The sequence below is a fragment of the Mesorhizobium sp. B4-1-3 genome (genome assembly GCF_006439355.1).
In the GTDB taxonomy this organism is placed as follows: domain Bacteria; phylum Pseudomonadota; class Alphaproteobacteria; order Rhizobiales; family Rhizobiaceae; genus Mesorhizobium.
On the sequence record NZ_VFTG01000011.1, the window covers coordinates 103,433 to 120,804 of the forward strand.

Genomic DNA, 17,372 nt, shown 5'->3' on the forward strand with positions numbered 1-17,372 from the left:
GTTGCTTGGGCGGGAGGAGAGGTCTTTGGACACCAATGTCGTCATCGTTGGCGCCGGCCCTGCCGGGCTCGCGGTCGCCGCCTGCCTGAAACAGGCGGGGCAGGATTTCATCATCCTTGAAAAGGCCGATGAGGTTGCGCCCTCCTGGCGCCGGCATTATAGGCGACTGCACCTGCACACGGTGAAGTCCTTCTCGTCGCTGCCTTTCGTGCCGTTCCCGAAGAGCCACCCGCGCTATGTGCCGCGCGAAAAAGTGGTCGATTATCTGGACGCGTATGCCAAGCGTTTCGGCCTCGAGCCGCGCTTCGGCGTCACCGTGAAATCCATCCGCCGTGAGGGCGGAAAGCTCGTGGTCGAGACCGATGCCGGCCCTTTCAATGCCCGCAAGGTGATCGTCGCCACGGGCAACAATGCCGAGCCCATCACACCACGCTTACCGGGTGTCGAGGCTTTCAGGGGCAAGCTGCTGCACAGTGCCACCTACACCGAGGCGGCACCCTATGTCGGCAAGGACGTGCTGGTCGTAGGCATGGGCAATACGGGCGCGGAGATCGCGCTCGATCTGGCCGAAAGCGGCGCTCGTCCGACCATCTCGGTGCGCAAGGGCGTCCACATCGTGCCGCGCCAGCTGTTCGGCGTGCCGATCCAGATGGTCGGTATTGCCAGCCGGCCGATGCCGCGGGCGCTGAACGACTGGATGTTTCCCAAGATCCTCGACCTGGCGCTGGGCCGGCTGGAGAAGTACGGCATCGTGCGGCCGAAGCAGGGCATCCTGCAAGGGATCGATGCCGGCCGCATCCCGGTGATCGATGTCGGCACGGTGGCGGCGATCAAGCAGGGACGGATCGGCATAGCCCCGGATATTGCGAGCTTCACCGGGGGCGGCGTGAAATTCTCCGACGGGGCCGAAAAGAAATTCGACGCGGCGATTTTCGCCACTGGCTACCGTCCGGGTTACGATGCCTTCCTGCCGGCGGAGCTTAGCCCCAAGAAAAGCGGAGTGAACGCCCGCGCGACGGAGCTCGGCGTCTATCTCGTCGGCTTCTACAACCCGGTAACCGGCCTGCTGCGCGAGATCGGGATCGAGGCGAAGGCGGTGGCGAAGGATATCGCAGGGCGGTGAGGGCGAAGCGTCGAAGCTGCTGGTCTGCCTGCTCGAGGTTGAGATGAGGCGCCTGAACCGGGTGGCTCTCACATCGCCCTCTATGCGAAGCCATCCCATCACACCGAGGACCGCCCAATGCTCACGCTCTACGACTATCTCCCCTCGCAAAATGCCTGGAAGGTTCGCGTCCTGCTCGGCCTTCTCGGCATCGCCTACGAAACCTGTATCCTCTCGATCTTCGAGGGTGAGAGCCGAACTGAAGCCTTCCACAAGCTCAACCCGGCGGGCGCCGTTCCGGTGCTCGCCGTGGAGAATGGCCAGGCGATAGCCGAGTCCAACGCGATCCTCGTCCTCGTTGCGGAAGGCACGTCCTATCTTCCGGTAGACCGGCTTGCCCGCGCCAAGGTGATGCAGTGGCTGTTCTTCGAGCAGTATTATGTCGAGCCGGTCATCGGCTCGCTGCGTTTCTGGACGCTGACCGGCCGCCTGGAGCGCAACCAGGCGCTGGTTGCCGGCAAGCGCGAAGCGGGCGCGCGGGCACTTGGCGCGCTGGAGCGCAGCTTGGTCGACACACCTTTCCTGGTCGGCGACGCGCTCACCATTGCCGACATTGCTGTCTACGCCTACGCCCACCGCGCAGAAGATTGCGGTTTTGAGCTTGCCGATTATCCGGCGGTCGGTGCCTGGATGGGGCGCGTCAGCGAGGCGATCGGGCCAGACTGTCCGGTGCATCCCTACAGGATCGATCCGCATTCGCACGCCTGAGCCACCGGAACACAGCGGCGGGACAGGGCGTTCTCCAAAGGCAGCGTGTCGAGCGTTGCCTCGCCGGCACCGCCTGCTTCGCGTCCCAGCCATGGAGATTCGCAATGGTTCGCACCATCGCCGTCGCAATCCTCGCCACTGGCATGATCAGCCTGCCTGCCAAGGCGGCCGAGCAATACTGGGTGGCCCGAGACGCGGTCTCGAAGCAGTGCGAGATCGTGCCGAAGAAGCCCGACGGCACGCTTGTCGTCGATCTCGGCAAGAAGAAATACGCCAGCGAGGGCGAGGCCCGGAAGGCAATGGAGGGGATGACGGATTGCAAGAAGAAGTAGGCGCTGGATAACGCCTAACGGTCCACCAGCGACATCGTCCGTTCGTTATATCGCTGCCCCGACACCTTGTCGGGCGTCAGCGCCATGTCGAGCCCCAGCATCTCGGTGGCGTCGAGCGTGATGTCGGCCGCCGCGACATTCTCTTCCAGATAAGTGCGCCGTTTGGTGCCGGGGATCGGCACGATATCGATGCCGAAATCCGGGCCCTTGGCGAGCAGCCAGGCGAGCGCGATCTGACCCGGCTTGACGCCCTTGGCGTCGGCGATGTCGCGCACCGTGGCCGCTGCCGCGACATTCAGGTCGAAATTCTCGCCCTGGTAGCGCGGGTCGCCGCGCCGGAAATCGCCCTCCGGATAGTCTTCCGCGCGCTTGACGTCGCCGGCGAGGAAACCGCGGCCGAGTGGCGCGAACGGCACCAGGCCGATGCCGAGTTCTTTCAGCGCCGGGATGATCTCGGGCTCGAGGTTGCGCTCCCACAGCGAATATTCGCTCTGCAGCGCCGAGACGGGGTGCACGGCATGCGCGCGGCGGATGTTGGCAATGCCCGCTTCCGACAGGCCGAAGAAGCGCACCTTGCCTTCCGCCACCAGTTCGCCGACCGTGCCCGCGACATCCTCCATCGGCACGGCGGGATCGACACGGTGCTGGTAGAGAAGGTCGATGCGGTCCGTGGCAAGCCGCTTCAGCGAAGCCTCCACCACCTCGCGAATATGCTCGGGCCGGCTGTCGGTGCCGGACTGCTTGCCGTCGATGATGCGGAAGCCGAATTTCGTCGCGATCGTGACCTGGTCGCGCCGGCCTTTTAGCGCGCGCCCAAGCAGCTCTTCATTGACGAAAGGCCCATAGACCTCGGCCGTGTCGAGAAAAGTGCAACCGAGTTCGATCGCCCGGTGGATCGTCGCGATCGACTCCGCTTCGTCGGCCGGACCATAGGCCTGGCTCATGCCCATGCAGCCGAGGCCGATCGCCGAGACTTCGAGCCCCTGGCTGCCCAGCTTGTGTCTGCCGAGGCTCATATGTCCTTGTCTCCCGCGAAAAATCAGCGCTCGCGAAATTATAGGGCGGGGACAGGGCACGTCCAGCGCAGAAGCCGATAGGTGTCGCCTCAAGCGTGCAGGAGCATCGGAAGCACCACCATGTAAGGGGATGTCCGGCAATTTAGGCCATCGGCAGCATGCGGCGCATGATTAGCGAGGCGTGGCCGCCGACGCCGTGTGCCGCTTCCCGGCGCTCGACCACCTCGAAGCCGTGCTTGCGGTAGAAGGCGATTGCGCGCTCATTGCCTTCGATCACCTCCAGCGCGATGCTGGGGACGCCGGCATGCGCGGCAAGCACCGCATGCAGAAGGTCGACCGCGAGGCCGCTGCCGAACGCCTGCGGCTCGATGTGGAGCCGCTCCAGCGTCACGTCGCCCTTCTCGTCCATCGCTGCCATGGCATAGCCGGCGATCGAGCCGTCGGCGCGCTCGGCGACGAAGGACATCTTGTCTTCGTCGTCGAGCTCGGCCGCGAGCCTTTCCGGCGCGTGCCTTTCGTCAGAGAGCCTGGCCACGGTCTCGTCGCCCATGATCGGCGCATAGGTCCGCCGCCAGGATTGCCCGAGCAGCCGCGACACATCGGCTAGGTCGTTCCTCGTCATTGCCCGGATGCGGACCATGATCGTCGTCCTCGTCCTCGTTGGAGTCTGAAGATAGGGCGAAGCGATGGGTACAGCCAATCTCCCCTTGCGGGGGTTGAGGAGCGGTTTGCGAAGCGAACGGGGATCCAACTGCTTGGCTTTCGAGCGACGAAAGCCCGGCAGGGCGGAGAGGGTGCTGTCCAACCAGCCTGTCCGCGCTTGGGATCTCCGCTTTACGCCGCGCTCGGGGCCGGCAGCTCTTTGCGGCGCCTTATCTTGCGGCCAAGGATCATCAGCTGACGCGCCGTGTTGTTGCGCAGGCGGCGCAGCCGCCATTCGAGCCGGGTCTCTGTGGTGATCCGCTTGGCGTAGATGCTGGAGCGCATGCCGGCTTGGTCGGTGGTGACCTTCACGGCATCGTCGTAGAAGGCGCAGATCTTGTCTACGTCCATGCCGGGCGTTTCAAGCCAGGCTGGAATATAGGTCGAAGCGAGCCGGTCGACATCAGTCATCGCGCGATTGATGCCGACACCGGGCGTCGGGCATGTCGTCCAGAACGCATCGCCGATGGCCACGACGCCGGCGCGGCGATGCGCCCTGGTCGTTGTCAGGCTGATCTGCCTCACCTCGACGGGACTGGCAACGGCGAAATTTCCGCATTGCGCCGCCACCTCCGGCATCACCTCGCAAAGCACGGTTTGCGGATTTTCGCGGAAGGCTCGCGTCCATTCCTCCGCCACGGTGCGGTAGAGGAACAGGTTTGCCCGCGTGCGGTTGCGGATCGGGAAGACGCTGAGATAAGCGATCCGGTCGGCCGGCCGCCGAGGATAACAGATGATCGCCGGATAGGCGCATTCCCGCGGCGTGATCGCCAAGTCGAACCCGATCGACATCGAATGCGCCTTCGATTCCTCGATACGCTCCATGCCAATGGCGCGTCGCACAGCCTCGCTGTTGCCGGTGGCCACCACCAGAAGGCGGGATTCGATGACGGCACCGTCGGCGAGAACCAGGCGCTGCCGGTCCGGCCCGGTCGAGACCTCGACAATCTTGCCCACAGTCAGTGGAACTTCTGCCGGCAAGGCCTGCCGCATCCCATTGACCAGCGCACCGTAGGAGAAACCGAACTCCCATTTCTGTTCGCGCTCGAAAAATTGGCCGAGGCGGAAGACATGGGTGCCGGTCACCGGCGTGACCAAAGGCCTGATGGCAGGTCCGAGCCCAAGCTTCTCGAACGCCTGCATTTGCTTCATGCCGATCTTCTCGGCTCGGAACTCGTCGTGATGGACCAGATGGGGGTCGATCAGCGCGACCTTGCGGCCGGCCTTGCCCAGCACCGCGGCCAAGCTCGTGCCCGCCAGCCCGGCGCCAATGATCGCCACGTCGACTTGGGCCGAACCAGCCTGGACGGCAGGTGTTTCGTGGCCTTGCAGGGTGTTCATGTTTTGCGCTCCACAGCTCACGCCGTGAATATCTTGGGTAGTATGAGCAATCTCAAGCAACCCAAGCGCGAGCCAGGTAGCAACGAAAAATTAGGTTAATCCGCTTAGTGCGAGCGCCGCTCGATAGCCCGCTGCCGAAACGATAGAGGCGGCAGCGGGCCGTTCGTGCGACGGGAGTGCTGTCCCGCCGAGCAGGAGACACTGCTCATCGTGAAAATTAACAGCTTCGCCGGGAAGCGCGACTTACGGATTCGTAAGCTCGCTCACGGTTATGTTCCCAAGCGCGGTCCCGCAGGCAGTTCCTGACTTGCCTCGTCAGAGTGGTCGAAAGCAACCCCTGTTACGCCAAGTCTGGCGTCGCTCGGTTTTCCCGCTTCCCGAAACCGGCGGGCGAAAATCATCAGGCGCCGCGCGGTGTTGTTGCGCAGGCGGCGCAGCCGCCATTCCAGCCCGATTTCGGTGGTGACCCGCCTGGCATATATGCTGGCGCGCAGGGCTTTTTCGTCGGCGGCGACCTTGACCGGATCGTCGTAGAACGCGTCGATCTTGTCGGCTGCCATGCCAGGCGTTTCGAGCCAGGTTGGGATATGCGTCGAGGCGAGACAGTCGATATCTGTGAGCACCCGGTGAATGCCGTCGCCTTGCGCCGGGCAGGTCGTGGCGAACGCATCGCCGATGAAGACGACGCCATCGCGGCGGTGCCCCCGCGTCGTCGTCAGGCTGACCTGCCTCACTTCCACCTCGCTGGCGATCGCGAAGTTGCCGCATCGCGCGGCAATCTCCGGCATCAGCTCGAGCAGGATCTTTTGCGGGTTTTCGCGGAACGCCCGCACCCACGGGTCGGCGACGGTCCGGTAGACGAACATGTTGGCCCGCATCCGCTCGCCGATCCGGAAGATGGTAAGAAAGGCAATGCGATCGGCGATCCGCCTTGCGTAGAAGGTGAGGGACTGCAAGCCGAATTCCTGCGGCGAGAGCGCGAAATCGAACCCCATCGACAGCGAATGCGCCTTCGATTCCTCGACGCGCTCGACGCCGATGGCGCGCCGCACCGCCTCGCTATAACCGGTGGCCACCACCAGGAGCCTGGCTTCGATGACGGAGCCGTCGGTGAGCACCAGGCGCTGCCGGTCCGGTCCGGTCGAGACTTCGGCGACCTTGCCCACCGTCAGCGGCACTTGCGGCGGCAGCGCCGCGCGCAGGCCATTGACCAGCGGTGCGTAGGAAAAGGCGTATTCCCAAGTCTGCTTGCGCTCGAACAGCTGGCCGAAGCGGAAGATATGGAGATCGGTCATCGGCGTGACGAGCGACCTGAAAACCGGGCCGAGCCCGAGCTTCTCGAACAGCGCCATCTGCTCCGCGCGGGTTTTCTCGGCCCGGAATTCGTCGTGATGGATGCGATGCGGGTCGACCAGCGCTACCTTGCGACCCGCCTTGGCGAGCGTTGTCGCCAGAACGGTTCCGGCGAGTCCCGCGCCGACGATCGCCACTTCGACTTCTGTCCGGCCGCCCGGCACGGCAGGTGTTTCGCGATCTTCTGCGATGCTCATGTCTTTTCTCCGCCGCCCGCAGGCATGGGGTCCTGCCTCTGCGTGCGTTTCCAGCGCGGCGCCATTGCCGAACCATCGATGAATTCCAGTCCGCCCGCCTCGTTGAGCGTGTGCAGCTTGCGGCCTGCCCAGCTGGCGCCTGGGGTGAGGATCGTTTCGACGACTTGCTCGAAGCCGCTCTCGTCAAGCTGTGTTACACGCGCGATGCCAAGCGCGGCGCCGTAGCTCCTGCGGCAGTCCTGCACCGGGCGCAAAAGTTGGCCGCCGCGGTTGACCATGTGGCCCGCCGGCCGCGCCGAAGCGATGTCGATCAGCAACGGGTTCTTCGGATGCGGCGTCCACGGCCCGCGGAAATCCGGCGCCGACCACAGATGCAGCTGATCCGAGAAGGCGCCGCCGCCGTCGCGTACGGTGGCGAACATCCACCAGCGCCCGCCATGTTCGGTGAGCGTTGCGTCGCTGGCGACGATGTCCGACAGAAGCGTCGCTTCCTTGACCCAACTGCCCGGGAAGGCGGTGGCGCGGTAGAGGTCAACGGTCCGGTTGGCGGAGCTTTCCGGCACCATCCACATCTCGCCTTCGCGCTCGAACACGAAGGGATAGGAGAGGTGATAGGGCAGTTCCAGCACCGGCTTCGGGGTGCCCACCGGTCCATTCGGTCCGAAAGCCACCGCCGACAGGATCGCCTTGCCGGTGCGGTGGATATAATCCTCGACGAACAACGTCACCTGGCCGCGATGGAGCACCGGGAACGGGTCGGCGTAGAAGCGGCTGCCGTCGTCCGGGAGATCGCGCCAGCCGGATTGCGGATGGGCGCGCAACTCGTAGAGGTCCTTGCCGCCAGTCTCACGCCAGCCGACCCGCCAATGCGGGGCGTTGTAGCACAGATGGTAGATCTGCTGGACAATGCGGCGGGCCGTCGCCTTGGCCGCCCGCACGCCGAGCTTCGTGGCCGACGGCACGGCGGGGGCCGGCGCCTCCGACGATGGTTCGGGCAACACCGGAAGCGACGAGGGCGCGGCGCCGCTGACCGCCGCGGCGATCAGGCTGGCGGTGCGCGCCAGCATGTCCTGGAAGGAGGCCAGCGCAATGCCGTGATATTCGGTCCCGAGCCGTCCCTCGGAGACCGTCGCGCCGTTCTGTTCCAGACGGACGAGCGGCGTGCGGCCGGCTAGGATCAGCGCCAGCAGGGCCTCTTCGCCGCAGATGCCGTCATAGGCAAGGCGCCAGACCCGTCGGCCCTGCGGCTCGACGTCGCCGACGAGATCGATCGTGAGTTCGGCGGGCGTCGATGGTCTCGCGTGGGTGGCCAGTGTCGAAAGTGGCACACGCTTTGCCGTCCCATTGGCGGGCAGGCGATGGATGAGCGTCTCAAGCTGGAACAGCGCTTCCGCGCTGCGCGGCACACCGCCGGGCGCCGGACGGACATCTACGGCAAGCTCCACGCCGGGCAGCCGTGACAGCCGTTCGGCTAGCGCCACATGGAAAGCGCGCACGCAATCTCCGTTGAGGCGCAGGGTCAGGCGCATGGCCGATCCCCGCGCGCCTTATATCCGGTGCCGGCGGCCCTGCTGGCCAGGACAAGCTTCCGCCGCATGCGCACGATGTCTCCAATCTAGGCTGCACTTAAATTCTACTGTGTAAGTGCAAACTTCGTGCCAGCGTGGCATGAATTTATGAACATAATTAACAGTGTTTTAATCGTTGCCAGGAATAGCTAGGCCAGCGCCGCATTCTCATCCGTGCCGGCCGATGGAGCGTTGTCGGAGCGACCTTTGCAACCATCCCTGCTCATGGTGCCTCAGCAGAACGCTCCGGAGGCGATTCCGCCGGCGCCGGCCTATTACGCGCCTGCGCCTGCGCAGGCCACGGTCGAGCTTGGCGATCTCGGTCGCATCCTGCTGCGACGCCGCTTCCTGATCCTTTCCGTCACCGCGCTGCTCACCGCATTGACGCTTGTCTACAGCTTCCTGACGCCGGCGCTCTACTCCTCGACGGCGCAGATCATCATCGATCCGCAGGATCTCCAGGTCGTCACCAACGACGTCAATCCGAGCCGCATTTCTCCCGATGGCGGCATCACCCAGGTCGAAAGCCAGGTGAGCGTGGCCCAGTCGAACGGCGTCCTGCTGCGCGCCATCAAGGCGACCAATCTGACCGAGAACCCGGACTTCAACGGGCAGGGCGGGCTCGGCCGCTGGCTCGGCATGTTGTCCAGCTCCGACGACGGGGACAGGACGGCTGAGACGCTCGACGCTCTGCGCCGCCGCCTGGCGGTGAAGCGCGACGACAAGGTGCTGGTCCTCAACATCATCATCACCGCCAAGAGCGCCGATCTGGCGGCTGAACTCGCCAACGCCATCGCGCAGGCCTATCTCGACGACCAGGCGGAAGCGCGCTCGAAGGCCGCAGCCGACGCCTCCGACGCGATCAGTGCCCGGCTGGAGGACCAGCGCAAGCGCGTGGAGCAGGCCGCCAACGCGGTCGAGACCTACAAGGCCGAGCACAACATGGTGATGGCGGCCGGCAATCTGGTGAGCGACCAGGAGCTGACCGACCTCAACACGCAATTGACTGCCGCCCAGACGCGCACCGCGCAGCTCAAGGCGCAGGTCGACCAGCTGCGCCGGCAGGGCAGCGCGCCGGACGCGACGTCGGAGGCGATGCGCTCGCCGGTGATCGCCAGCCTCAGGGCGCAGGAAGCGACGCTCGTCGATCAGATATCGCAGTTCAGCACCGCGCTCGGGCCGCGCCACCCCTCGATGATTTCCGCGCAGCAGCAGCTGAGCGACCTGCGCAAGCTGATTTCCCGTGAGCTCGGCCGCCTCGTCGCCGCCGCCGAGACGGACTACCAGCGCGCCCTGGCCAACCAGAAGGCACTGGAGGCCAAGGTGGCGTCGCTGAAGGGCAAGTCGCTCGACACCGACCAGGCCTCGGTCAGACTGCGCGAGCTGCAGCGCGATCTCGATGCCGTGCGCACCGTCTATGCCAATTATCTGCAGCGCGCCCAGGAAACGCGCGAGCAGACCAATGTCAACAGCACCAACGCCCGCATTATCTCGCAGGCGATGCCGGCGCTGAAGAAGAGCTGGCCGCCGACGGGCCTGCTTGTTTTCGGCGCCACCTTCGGCGGACTGGCGCTGGGCATCGGCATGGCGCTGATCGCCGAATATCTGTCTCCGACCGTGCTGTCCGCCAACCAGATGCAGTCGGCCATCGAGGCGCCGGTGTTGGGCGTGTTGCCGGGCAGGGGGCGCCGCCGCTCCGGCGCTGCCGCCCAGAAGACCGATGCCGTGGCCGGGCTCGCGCTGCAGCGCATCGCCGCCGCCACCAGGCGCCCGGCCGACTGGCCACTGGTGCCCTCGATCCTGGTGGCGTCGCCGCCCGAGGACAAGGCGCAGCGGTCTAGGGTTGCGTGGCAGCTCGCCAACGCCGCGGCGGCCAGGGGGCGTCGCGTGCTGTTCATCGACATCAATGCCGGCAAGGGCCAGAAAGACCCGCAACCCGGCGTGCTCGACGTGCTGCGTGGCGAATATCCGCTCGAGGCGGTCAGCCGCTATGCGCCCGGCTCTTCGGTGGCGCTGATCGGCAGGGGCCGGCCGACCGCGGTGTTCCAGGAAGCCCAGGCGCTCTATTTCGCCCACCGCATGCTTGCCGAGGCCAGCCACAGCTTCGAGCTGGTCGTCATTGACGGCGGCGCGCTGGCGGACGACCTCAACGTCCTGCCGCTGGTCGCCATGGCCGACGAGATACTGCTCGTGGCCAGGCTGAACGCAACGCCGATGCGCGACGTCGCCTCGACCTCCGAAGCGGTCTCGGTCATGGGGCGGCTGCCGACCGGCGCCATGCTGGTCGACGAGGCGGCCTGACGTGGCCTCGATCCTGGCGGGTCCTGCCCGGCCTGTTTCGGCTCCGGGCTATGGCGTGGCAGGCCCGCGCACTGTCCCGGTCGACACCTTGACCCGTCTCGGCATCACCGTGGCGGTGCTCCTCCTGTTTTCCATCTCCGGCGGCATGCTGTGGCTGGCCGGCTACAATTACGACGGCTTGCAGGGCAGCCCGCTGAGCAAGATCCACCCGTCCACCTATCTCTTCGTGCTGGTCTTCGTCTGGCGCTCTTGCACCTTCGGCAATCCGATCGGCTATGTGGTCCATGTCACCAACAAGCGGCCGGCAACAATGCTGATGGCGGTGATCTCGACGGTGCTTCTCTTCGTCGTCATCCTCAGGCAGCGTCCCGGCATGGCCGGCATGATCGATACTTTCGTCGCGCCCGCGCTGCTCGTGCTGCTGCTCAGCGAGGATGACGAGAAGACCTTTGCCTGGCTGCAGCTTGTCATCCATGTCGTCATGACCGTGAATGCGCTGCTGGCGCTGTTCGAGTTCGGCACCAAGCATCTCGTGTTCCCCTACAGGTTCGACGGCGCGGTGTTCGTCAACGATCTGCGCTCCACCGCGCTGCAGGGCCATCCGCTCTCCAATGCCACGGTCACCTCGATTTATGTGCTGTCGCTGCTCTCGGGCTCGCGGTCCCTGTCGGCGGCGTTCAGGTTGGCGCTTGTCGGCCTGCAGTTCTGCGCCCTGGTCGCCTTCGGCGGCCGCTCGGGCATGGTGCTGACGATCCTGCTCGGTGGCGTCTATCTGCTCATCCAGGGCGTGGCGCAGCTCGGGACCGGGCGCATCAACCTTCTGGGCGCCGCGCTGGTGATCATGCTGGCCGCGCTGCTGCCGATGGTGATCGCGCTTGCCGGCTATTACGGCTTCTTCGACGCGCTGCTCGAACGTTTCGTCTCCGACAGCGGCAGCGCCAATGCCCGCGTCGAGATGTTCGATCTCTTCAGGCATCTAGAGTTGCGCGACCTGATCGTCGGGCCTGATGTCGACCTGCTCGACAGCATGCGCCGCATCAGCGGCCTGGAGCAGGGCATCGAGAATCCCATCCTGCGCCTGACGCTTTACCAGGGCGCCTTCTTCACGCTCCTGATCTTCTTCGGCTTCGCGCTGTTCATGCACGAAGTCGCGCGCCGCTGCCATCCGGGCATCTGGCTGCCGATGCTGGGCTGGCTGATCCTGCTCAACACCTCCGAGAGCATCGCCTCCAAGACGACGCTGATGACCAAATTCGTGGTGATCGCGCTGGCGCTGTATCGGCCGGTGAGGGCCGAAAGCAGAATGCCTGGAAAACCAAACAGCGGCTTTCGGTCCGTTCTTTCGTAAAACCAAACCCTTGAACCGGTTTGATTGTTCAAACAGTCAAGCGCGCGGCATCCTCAGCCCGAGCGCCTCGACCATGGCCGGGTCGAGCGCGCGGGTTGCGTCGTCCATCATGCCCATGCCGTCGAACAGGTTCCAGAACGCCCAGGGAAAGCCGGCTGCCTCGGCGCTTTGCCGGACATCGGCGATGTAGCGGGCGCGGTCTGGATTGGGCGCTGCGGTGTAGCGGGCATCGGTGCGAAGCGCGCCGAACTCGCCCATGATGATGCGCTCGTGCGCGATGCCATGGATGTCCGCCCAGGCGCTCACCTGCTTGAGATAGCCGTCGATGAAGCGGCGGTCGGGCTGGGCGCCGAAATAGACTTTGAGCACCTTTTCGGTTTCTTCATAGGCTGCCTTCTTGGCTTCGTCGGACCTCTCGGAATCCTGCGCCATCCTTGCCCTCACCGAAGCGAGCGTCCGCTCCAGCGAGCCGGCCGAGGCGGGCCACGGCACGTTGTTCAGCGCCCGGTAGACCGGCTCGCGCATCCATGGCGCGCCCTGATGGCTGAACAGATAGGGCTCATAGAAGTGGAAGGTGAACAGGATCGGCTCGAAATCCGCCAGCGGCGCGGGGTCGAGCGCGGCGAGGCCGCGCACCATCGAGCCGCAGCCGCCGGTGACGACGAGCGGCACGCTCGGCCCCAAAACCCTGGCGTCCGTCAGCAGCGAGGCCTGCACGGCCGGCCATGCCTCGGAGGAACAGTCTTGCGGCGGCTCGTTGACAGGCTCCAGCGCCACCATGCCGGATGTCTTGCTCTGCAGCCTCTCGGCGATTTCGCTCACCAACGCTCGATAGGATTCGAATTCCAGCGCCGCGGTGCTGGAATACATGCGTTCGGGATTCCAATAATGCGTGGCGCCATTGGCCTGCACGTTGACGATGACGGCGAGATCGGCCGCAAGCGCTGCGTCGACCGCCGCGCTCAGCATCGCCATCAGCACGGCGCGCTGGTCCGCGTCGGCGGCGAGAAAAGGGCCGGGATCGACAGGCAGACGGATGAAATCGAGCCCGCTGGCACGCAGCCGGGCAAGGTCGGCCGGCGTCGGCACCGGCCGCTGCGGCTGGAAGGGCGGCCAGCCGTAATCAGTGCGTGGCGCGGGATATTCGCGCGTCAGGGCGAACCACGGCCAGGTGTTGACGCCGCGCCTGAAGCGCCATTCGCCGGCGGCTCGCGCTTGCGATACGCGCGGTGGAACTGCAGTCGCCAGCGGTACTGTCGCCGCAGCCAGCGCCGCGCCGAGGATCCGCCGGCGCGACCAGCCGGTCATGCGTGCTTGGCGCGGTCGGCTTTCGCCGGCGCGGCGGTGGCAACGCCGAGCTGCCGCAGCGCTTCCTTCTCATAGGCGCTGAGAACGTCTTCCCAGCGGAAAGCCTCGCGGGCGCGGGTCCGCGCCGCCCTGCTGCAGCGCGCCGCCAGCGCATCGTCGACCAGCGCCTCGTCGATCCTTTCGCTCAGGCTCTCGGTGTCGCTGAAATAGATCGCCGCATCGCCGGCGACCCAGCGGTTGTAGCGGTTGTCATGCGCGATCACCATGTTGCCCGCGGCCAGCGCCTCGACCAGCGAGGGGTTGGTGCCGCCCACAGTGTGGCCGTGCATATAGGCACGCGCATGGTAGCGCAGCGCCTTCACCACCGCCTGGTCGTAGATTGCACCCGGCATCATCACCACCGAACCTGCCGCATCGCGCACCGCTCGGTGATAGGGCATCTCGTCGTTGAGCGTGCCGAGCACCACCAGCTTCATGTCGCCGCGATCGCGGCGGCGGAAGGCTTCGATGATCGGTAGGATGTTGTTGTCGGGTTCGATCCGCGCGATCGAGACCAGATATTTGCCGGGCTCGAGGCCGAGCGCGCGAATGGGTTCCTCCGGCGCCGAGGTCACCGGGTCCGCGCCATAGGCGATCGTGGCAATGGCGCTGCGCGGCCGCCTTGTCGCCAGGTGATCGGCGATCGCCGGGTGGTCGGCGACAAGCCGGTGCGAGAGCCAGGCGCCGATCCATTCGTTGAGCCAGAACCAGCTACGTGCCGCCGGGCCCCATTTCGGCCGCCGCCACTCGATGCCATCCATGTTGGTGATGATCTTGCGCCGCATGAGCCTGAGCCAGGTCAGGAAGACCGCACCGTTATAGCCGAGCACCAGGCATACGCCCGGCCGCCGGGCGGCATCGAGCACGCATTGCCAGTCGAACTCCAGCGTCGCGCGCGGCCCCTTGGAGGCGACCTCGATGCTGATGAGCTCGATGCCGCGCCAGACCTCGCTCGTCACCCTTTGGCCGACGCGCTCGACCTCCTTTTGGCAGTAGACGCCGACCTTCCAGCCGCGTCCGGCCAGGAAAAGCGCCAGCCGCTCGGCGAAGGTCTCGAAGCCGCCGTGAGAAGCCGGAATGCCGCGCGTCCCCAGGATCAGGATCGAAGGCATTTCGATCAGGTTGGAAGGTCGTTCCGGTTTCAAAATAAAGGAATCCCCGGGGTCCGGTCACGGTTGTTGTTACGTCAATGACACGCCCAGCAACTTGCGTGCCAGGGTACCCCCAGGGCGAATACTCGCATGAAGGAGTAAAATTTCTCTTCCGAAAGCATGGCTTGCTTCATTATCGGTCAACTTTCGCGACGTATCTGTACCGATACGGGGCACGGCCGGGTTCCGGGGTCGCAGCAGGGCGTTCAGGAATCCGGCATGATCCTTGCTACCGGGCCTGCAGTGGCCACCGCTGGGTAGAGCGGCGTGCGGATTTGGCATGAAGTTCTTCCGCGCTTGAAGGGTCCGGTGCTGAGCGGGCTCGGGGTGCAAGGTGGAAAGAGAGTGATGCGCATTGCCTGCGTTCATCAGGGCTACGAGCTCTATGGTTCGGATCGCAGCTTCGCGGAGAGCGTGGCTGCGTTGCGCGCGGCGTTTCCGGCCGCCGAGATCGAGGTCGTGCTGCCGCGCGACGGGCCAATTGTCGATATCCTCAAGCCAAATGCCAGCCGCATCGTGTTCGAGCCGTTGTGGGTGCTCAGGCGCCAGGCGATGCTCAGGCTCGCCACTATCGAGATGGCGCGGCTGCCGGCGGCGCTCTGGCGCGCCTGGCGGCGCTTGCGGGGCAGCGACCTGACCTACATCAACACTTCGATCATCGCCGACTATGCGCTGGCCGCGCGTCTCTTGCCGCGCAAGGCGCTGCTGCACATCCATGAGATTCCCGAGGGCGTCCTGCGCAAGGTGCTTGTCGCCTTGATGCGCTGGAGCAAGGCCGACCTCATCTTCAACTCGCGCGCCACGCGCGCCACCTTCGGCGACCCGCCGGCCATCGATGCCAAGGGACGGCGCACGCATGTCGTCTATAACGGCGTCGCCGGACCGGCAGCCGCCCTGCCGATGGCCTATGACGGCAACCGGCCGCTCAAGGTCCTGCTGCTTGGCCGCGTCAACCGCATCAAGGGGCAGGAGGTGCTGCTCGAAGCGGTCGCCTCGCTCCCCGCCGCGTTGCGCGACCGTGTCGAGGTCCGCCTGGTGGGCGGCGCCTTCGAAAGCGTCGAGCGCGAGCAGGCATTGGCGGAACTGGTCGGCCGCATGGGCCTGACCGGGCATGTCGAGGTGCTGCCTTTCGTCTCCGACCCCGCCGACCACTATCGCTGGGCGGATATCGTGGCGGTGCCGTCGCGCCGCCCGGAATCGCTTGGACGCGTCGCCATCGAGGCGATGGGCTGGGGCCGGCCGCCGCTGGTGTCGGCGATCGGCGGGCTGGTTGAAGTGGTGGCAGACGGCGAGACCGGCTGGCATGTACCGCCCGGCAACGCCGCGGCCCTTGCCGGCAGGCTCACGGAGATCATCCTGCGGCCGGACCTATGGCGCGGCTACGTCGCCGCCGGCCGGGCGCGTTACGAGGCGGTGTTCAGCGAACATATCGCCGCCGCCGCGATCGTGGCGATCGTCGCCGACAAGCTGAAGGCGGCAACGCCGAGGCAGGGGCGGGCGCGCATTGCCCGCGAGGCGGAGACGAGCCCGTGAAGTTCACCTTCCCGGCCCATCTGGTGCGGCGCCTCATGCTGATGATCGGCGGCGAGGCGATGCAGAGCGGCTTCCATTTCGCCCTCAATATCGCGCTATTGCATCTTCTGTCGGCCGAAGGCTACGGCCTCTTCGCCCTGGCCATGGTGATGGGCGGCGTCGGCCTGTCCTATATCCGCTCGCTCACCGCCGTCCCGGCCACCGTATGGATGAGCAAGAGCACCAACAGCGCCGGCGTCGACGCCCATGACGTTACCTTCGGATCGGCGGCGCTGGTGGTGGCGCTGCTGATGGGGCTGGGCACGGGATTGCTGATGCGCCTCCTCGGCGACCCGAGCGGCATCGGCGCCGCCTGCTTCGTCTGCGCCTGGTCGCTGCGCAGCCATATGCGCACGGCCTTCTTCGCGCGTCGCATGCAGCTCGTCGTCTCCATCAGCGACGCCGTGTTCACGATCGCTGGCATAGTCCTCGCAGGGGCGGCGATCTGGTTCTTCACGGACGCGCTTCAGGCCACTTTCTATGCGGTTGCCGCGGCCAATATCGTCGGCATCGCCGTGCTGGTGAGGCTGGCGCGCCGCAGGTTGCGCATCTCGTTCCGCGCGCCGACCTTGCGGCGCTATGCAAAGCTCTGGCCGCAGCTCTGCTGGTCGGGGTTCAGCGCTACCACCACTAACATCCAGGGGCAATCCCTGGCGCTTCTGGTCGCGGGCATCGCCGGGCCCGCCGCTTACGCGCCGCTGGCGGCGGTGCTGGTGCTGTTTGCGCCGCTGCGCATTTCCAGCCTCGCTTTCTCGAACATGACGCAGCCGGAACTCGCAAAGCTGGTGCGCAACAAAGAGTTCGACCGCGTATGGACGCAGGCCAAGATCTGGGCGCTCGTCATGAGCGTCGGCAGCCTGGCCTACGGCTGTGGCGTCCTGTTCGTCTTGCCGATGATCAAATCCCAGGTGCTGCAGCATGCCTCGGTCGGGCTGATCGGAATCTTCGCCATCGCCAACTTCGTGCCGATCATGGCCTATGTGATGCCGCGCGTGGTCCTCGAGATCGTCGGCGACTTCCGCATCGTCGCCTTCATCACCATGGCCGGTGCGATTGTCGGGCTCGCGACAATCGGCCTCCTGTTGGCCGTCGCGCCGTCGACATGGTCGCTGGCCGGCGCCGCGGTGTCCGAGATCTTCGTGCTCGTGGCCTCATGGTATTTCGCGGCCAATCGCATGTGGAACCTCAAGCACCCGAGCGAGCAGCGGCCCACGATGGTCGGCGCATGGCGCCGCGCGGCGACGCTCGCCGTGCAGAGACGATAGGAGAATGAT

At 65.7% G+C, this 17,372-nt stretch carries 14 protein-coding genes; 7 read left to right on the forward strand and 7 right to left on the reverse strand.

Annotated elements, in window-relative coordinates:
- Positions 1-25: 25 nt before the first annotated feature.
- From FJW06_RS16395 to FJW06_RS16405, 3 genes are all read left to right on the forward strand, one after another.
- A complete protein-coding gene (locus tag FJW06_RS16395) occupies positions 26-1,123 on the forward strand; it encodes an NAD(P)/FAD-dependent oxidoreductase (RefSeq protein ID WP_140753277.1) in 1,098 nt (365 codons plus the stop codon).
- A 117-nt stretch (positions 1,124-1,240) separates the two neighbouring features.
- Positions 1,241-1,870 carry a glutathione S-transferase family protein gene (locus FJW06_RS16400; RefSeq protein ID WP_140753278.1) on the forward strand — a complete coding sequence of 210 codons (630 nt, stop codon included), beginning with the start codon at positions 1,241-1,243 and terminating at the stop codon, positions 1,868-1,870.
- Between the two features lie 104 nt (positions 1,871-1,974).
- Complete coding sequence (locus tag FJW06_RS16405) at positions 1,975-2,202, forward strand: hypothetical protein (RefSeq protein WP_246674644.1); 228 nt, start codon at positions 1,975-1,977, stop codon at positions 2,200-2,202.
- Positions 2,203-2,216: 14 nt separating this feature from the next.
- Here FJW06_RS16405 and FJW06_RS16410 read toward each other — a convergent pair whose 3' ends face one another.
- The 5 genes from FJW06_RS16410 to FJW06_RS16430 all read right to left on the reverse strand — a co-directional run bounded on the left by FJW06_RS16410 (position 2,217) and on the right by FJW06_RS16430 (position 8,340).
- Entirely contained in the window at positions 2,217-3,218 is a 1,002-nt protein-coding gene (locus FJW06_RS16410; RefSeq protein ID WP_140753279.1) for an aldo/keto reductase, read from the reverse strand.
- Positions 3,219-3,360: 142 nt separating this feature from the next.
- Positions 3,361-3,858 carry an N-acetyltransferase gene (locus FJW06_RS16415; protein WP_140753280.1) on the reverse strand — a complete coding sequence of 166 codons (498 nt, stop codon included), beginning with the start codon at positions 3,856-3,858 and terminating at the stop codon, positions 3,361-3,363.
- A gap of 194 nt (positions 3,859-4,052) precedes the next feature.
- Positions 4,053-5,261: an NAD(P)/FAD-dependent oxidoreductase gene (locus tag FJW06_RS16420; protein WP_140753281.1), complete on the reverse strand. Its 1,209-nt coding sequence runs from the start codon at positions 5,259-5,261 to the stop codon at positions 4,053-4,055.
- A 269-nt stretch (positions 5,262-5,530) separates the two neighbouring features.
- Positions 5,531-6,811: an NAD(P)/FAD-dependent oxidoreductase gene (locus FJW06_RS16425; protein ID WP_140753282.1), complete on the reverse strand. Its 1,281-nt coding sequence runs from the start codon at positions 6,809-6,811 to the stop codon at positions 5,531-5,533.
- Complete coding sequence (locus FJW06_RS16430; protein ID WP_140753283.1) at positions 6,808-8,340, reverse strand: formyl transferase; 1,533 nt, start codon at positions 8,338-8,340, stop codon at positions 6,808-6,810. The genes FJW06_RS16425 and FJW06_RS16430 overlap by 4 nt, the downstream gene beginning before the upstream one ends.
- 246 nt (positions 8,341-8,586) lie before the next feature.
- Between FJW06_RS16430 and FJW06_RS16435 the strand changes: the two genes are divergently transcribed.
- Positions 8,587-10,680, forward strand: coding sequence for a Wzz/FepE/Etk N-terminal domain-containing protein (locus FJW06_RS16435; protein ID WP_140753284.1), 2,094 nt, complete (start codon positions 8,587-8,589; stop codon positions 10,678-10,680).
- A gap of 55 nt (positions 10,681-10,735) precedes the next feature.
- Entirely contained in the window at positions 10,736-12,028 is a 1,293-nt protein-coding gene (locus FJW06_RS16440) for a VpsF family polysaccharide biosynthesis protein (RefSeq protein WP_281404887.1), read from the forward strand.
- Between the two features lie 36 nt (positions 12,029-12,064).
- Here FJW06_RS16440 and FJW06_RS16445 read toward each other — a convergent pair whose 3' ends face one another.
- Positions 12,065-13,336, reverse strand: a complete 1,272-nt coding sequence (locus FJW06_RS16445) for a cellulase family glycosylhydrolase (protein WP_140753285.1) — start codon at positions 13,334-13,336, stop codon at positions 12,065-12,067.
- Positions 13,333-14,487 (reverse strand): DUF1972 domain-containing protein, encoded by a 1,155-nt coding sequence (locus tag FJW06_RS16450; protein WP_140753334.1) that lies wholly within the window; start codon positions 14,485-14,487, stop codon positions 13,333-13,335. Before FJW06_RS16450 ends, FJW06_RS16445 begins: the two co-directional genes overlap by 4 nt.
- 387 nt (positions 14,488-14,874) lie before the next feature.
- Between FJW06_RS16450 and FJW06_RS16455 the strand changes: the two genes are divergently transcribed.
- Together FJW06_RS16455 and FJW06_RS16460 are read left to right on the forward strand one after the other, a co-directional pair.
- Positions 14,875-16,059 carry a glycosyltransferase family 4 protein gene (locus tag FJW06_RS16455; protein WP_140753286.1) on the forward strand — a complete coding sequence of 395 codons (1,185 nt, stop codon included), beginning with the start codon at positions 14,875-14,877 and terminating at the stop codon, positions 16,057-16,059.
- Entirely contained in the window at positions 16,056-17,363 is a 1,308-nt protein-coding gene (locus FJW06_RS16460) for a hypothetical protein (protein WP_140753287.1), read from the forward strand. The genes FJW06_RS16455 and FJW06_RS16460 overlap by 4 nt, the downstream gene beginning before the upstream one ends.
- Positions 17,364-17,372 lie beyond the last annotated feature (9 nt).

What these genes read in the sequence shown, in the direction of transcription:
- FJW06_RS16400 (WP_140753278.1), top strand. Translation starts at nt 1,241, where the DNA reads ATGCTCACGCTCTACGACTATCTCCCCTCGCAAAATGCCTGGAAGGTT.
- FJW06_RS16405 (WP_246674644.1), top strand. Translation starts at nt 1,975, where the DNA reads ATGGTTCGCACCATCGCCGTCGCAATCCTCGCCACTGGCATGATCAGC.
- FJW06_RS16410 (WP_140753279.1), bottom strand. Translation starts at nt 3,218, where the DNA reads ATGAGCCTCGGCAGACACAAGCTGGGCAGCCAGGGGCTCGAAGTCTCG.
- FJW06_RS16415 (WP_140753280.1), bottom strand. Translation starts at nt 3,858, where the DNA reads ATGGTCCGCATCCGGGCAATGACGAGGAACGACCTAGCCGATGTGTCG.
- FJW06_RS16420 (WP_140753281.1), bottom strand. Translation starts at nt 5,261, where the DNA reads ATGAACACCCTGCAAGGCCACGAAACACCTGCCGTCCAGGCTGGTTCG.
- FJW06_RS16425 (WP_140753282.1), bottom strand. Translation starts at nt 6,811, where the DNA reads ATGAGCATCGCAGAAGATCGCGAAACACCTGCCGTGCCGGGCGGCCGG.
- FJW06_RS16430 (WP_140753283.1), bottom strand. Translation starts at nt 8,340, where the DNA reads ATGCGCCTGACCCTGCGCCTCAACGGAGATTGCGTGCGCGCTTTCCAT.
- FJW06_RS16445 (WP_140753285.1), bottom strand. Translation starts at nt 13,336, where the DNA reads ATGACCGGCTGGTCGCGCCGGCGGATCCTCGGCGCGGCGCTGGCTGCG.
- FJW06_RS16450 (WP_140753334.1), bottom strand. Translation starts at nt 14,487, where the DNA reads ATGCCTTCGATCCTGATCCTGGGGACGCGCGGCATTCCGGCTTCTCAC.
- FJW06_RS16455 (WP_140753286.1), top strand. Translation starts at nt 14,875, where the DNA reads ATGCGCATTGCCTGCGTTCATCAGGGCTACGAGCTCTATGGTTCGGAT.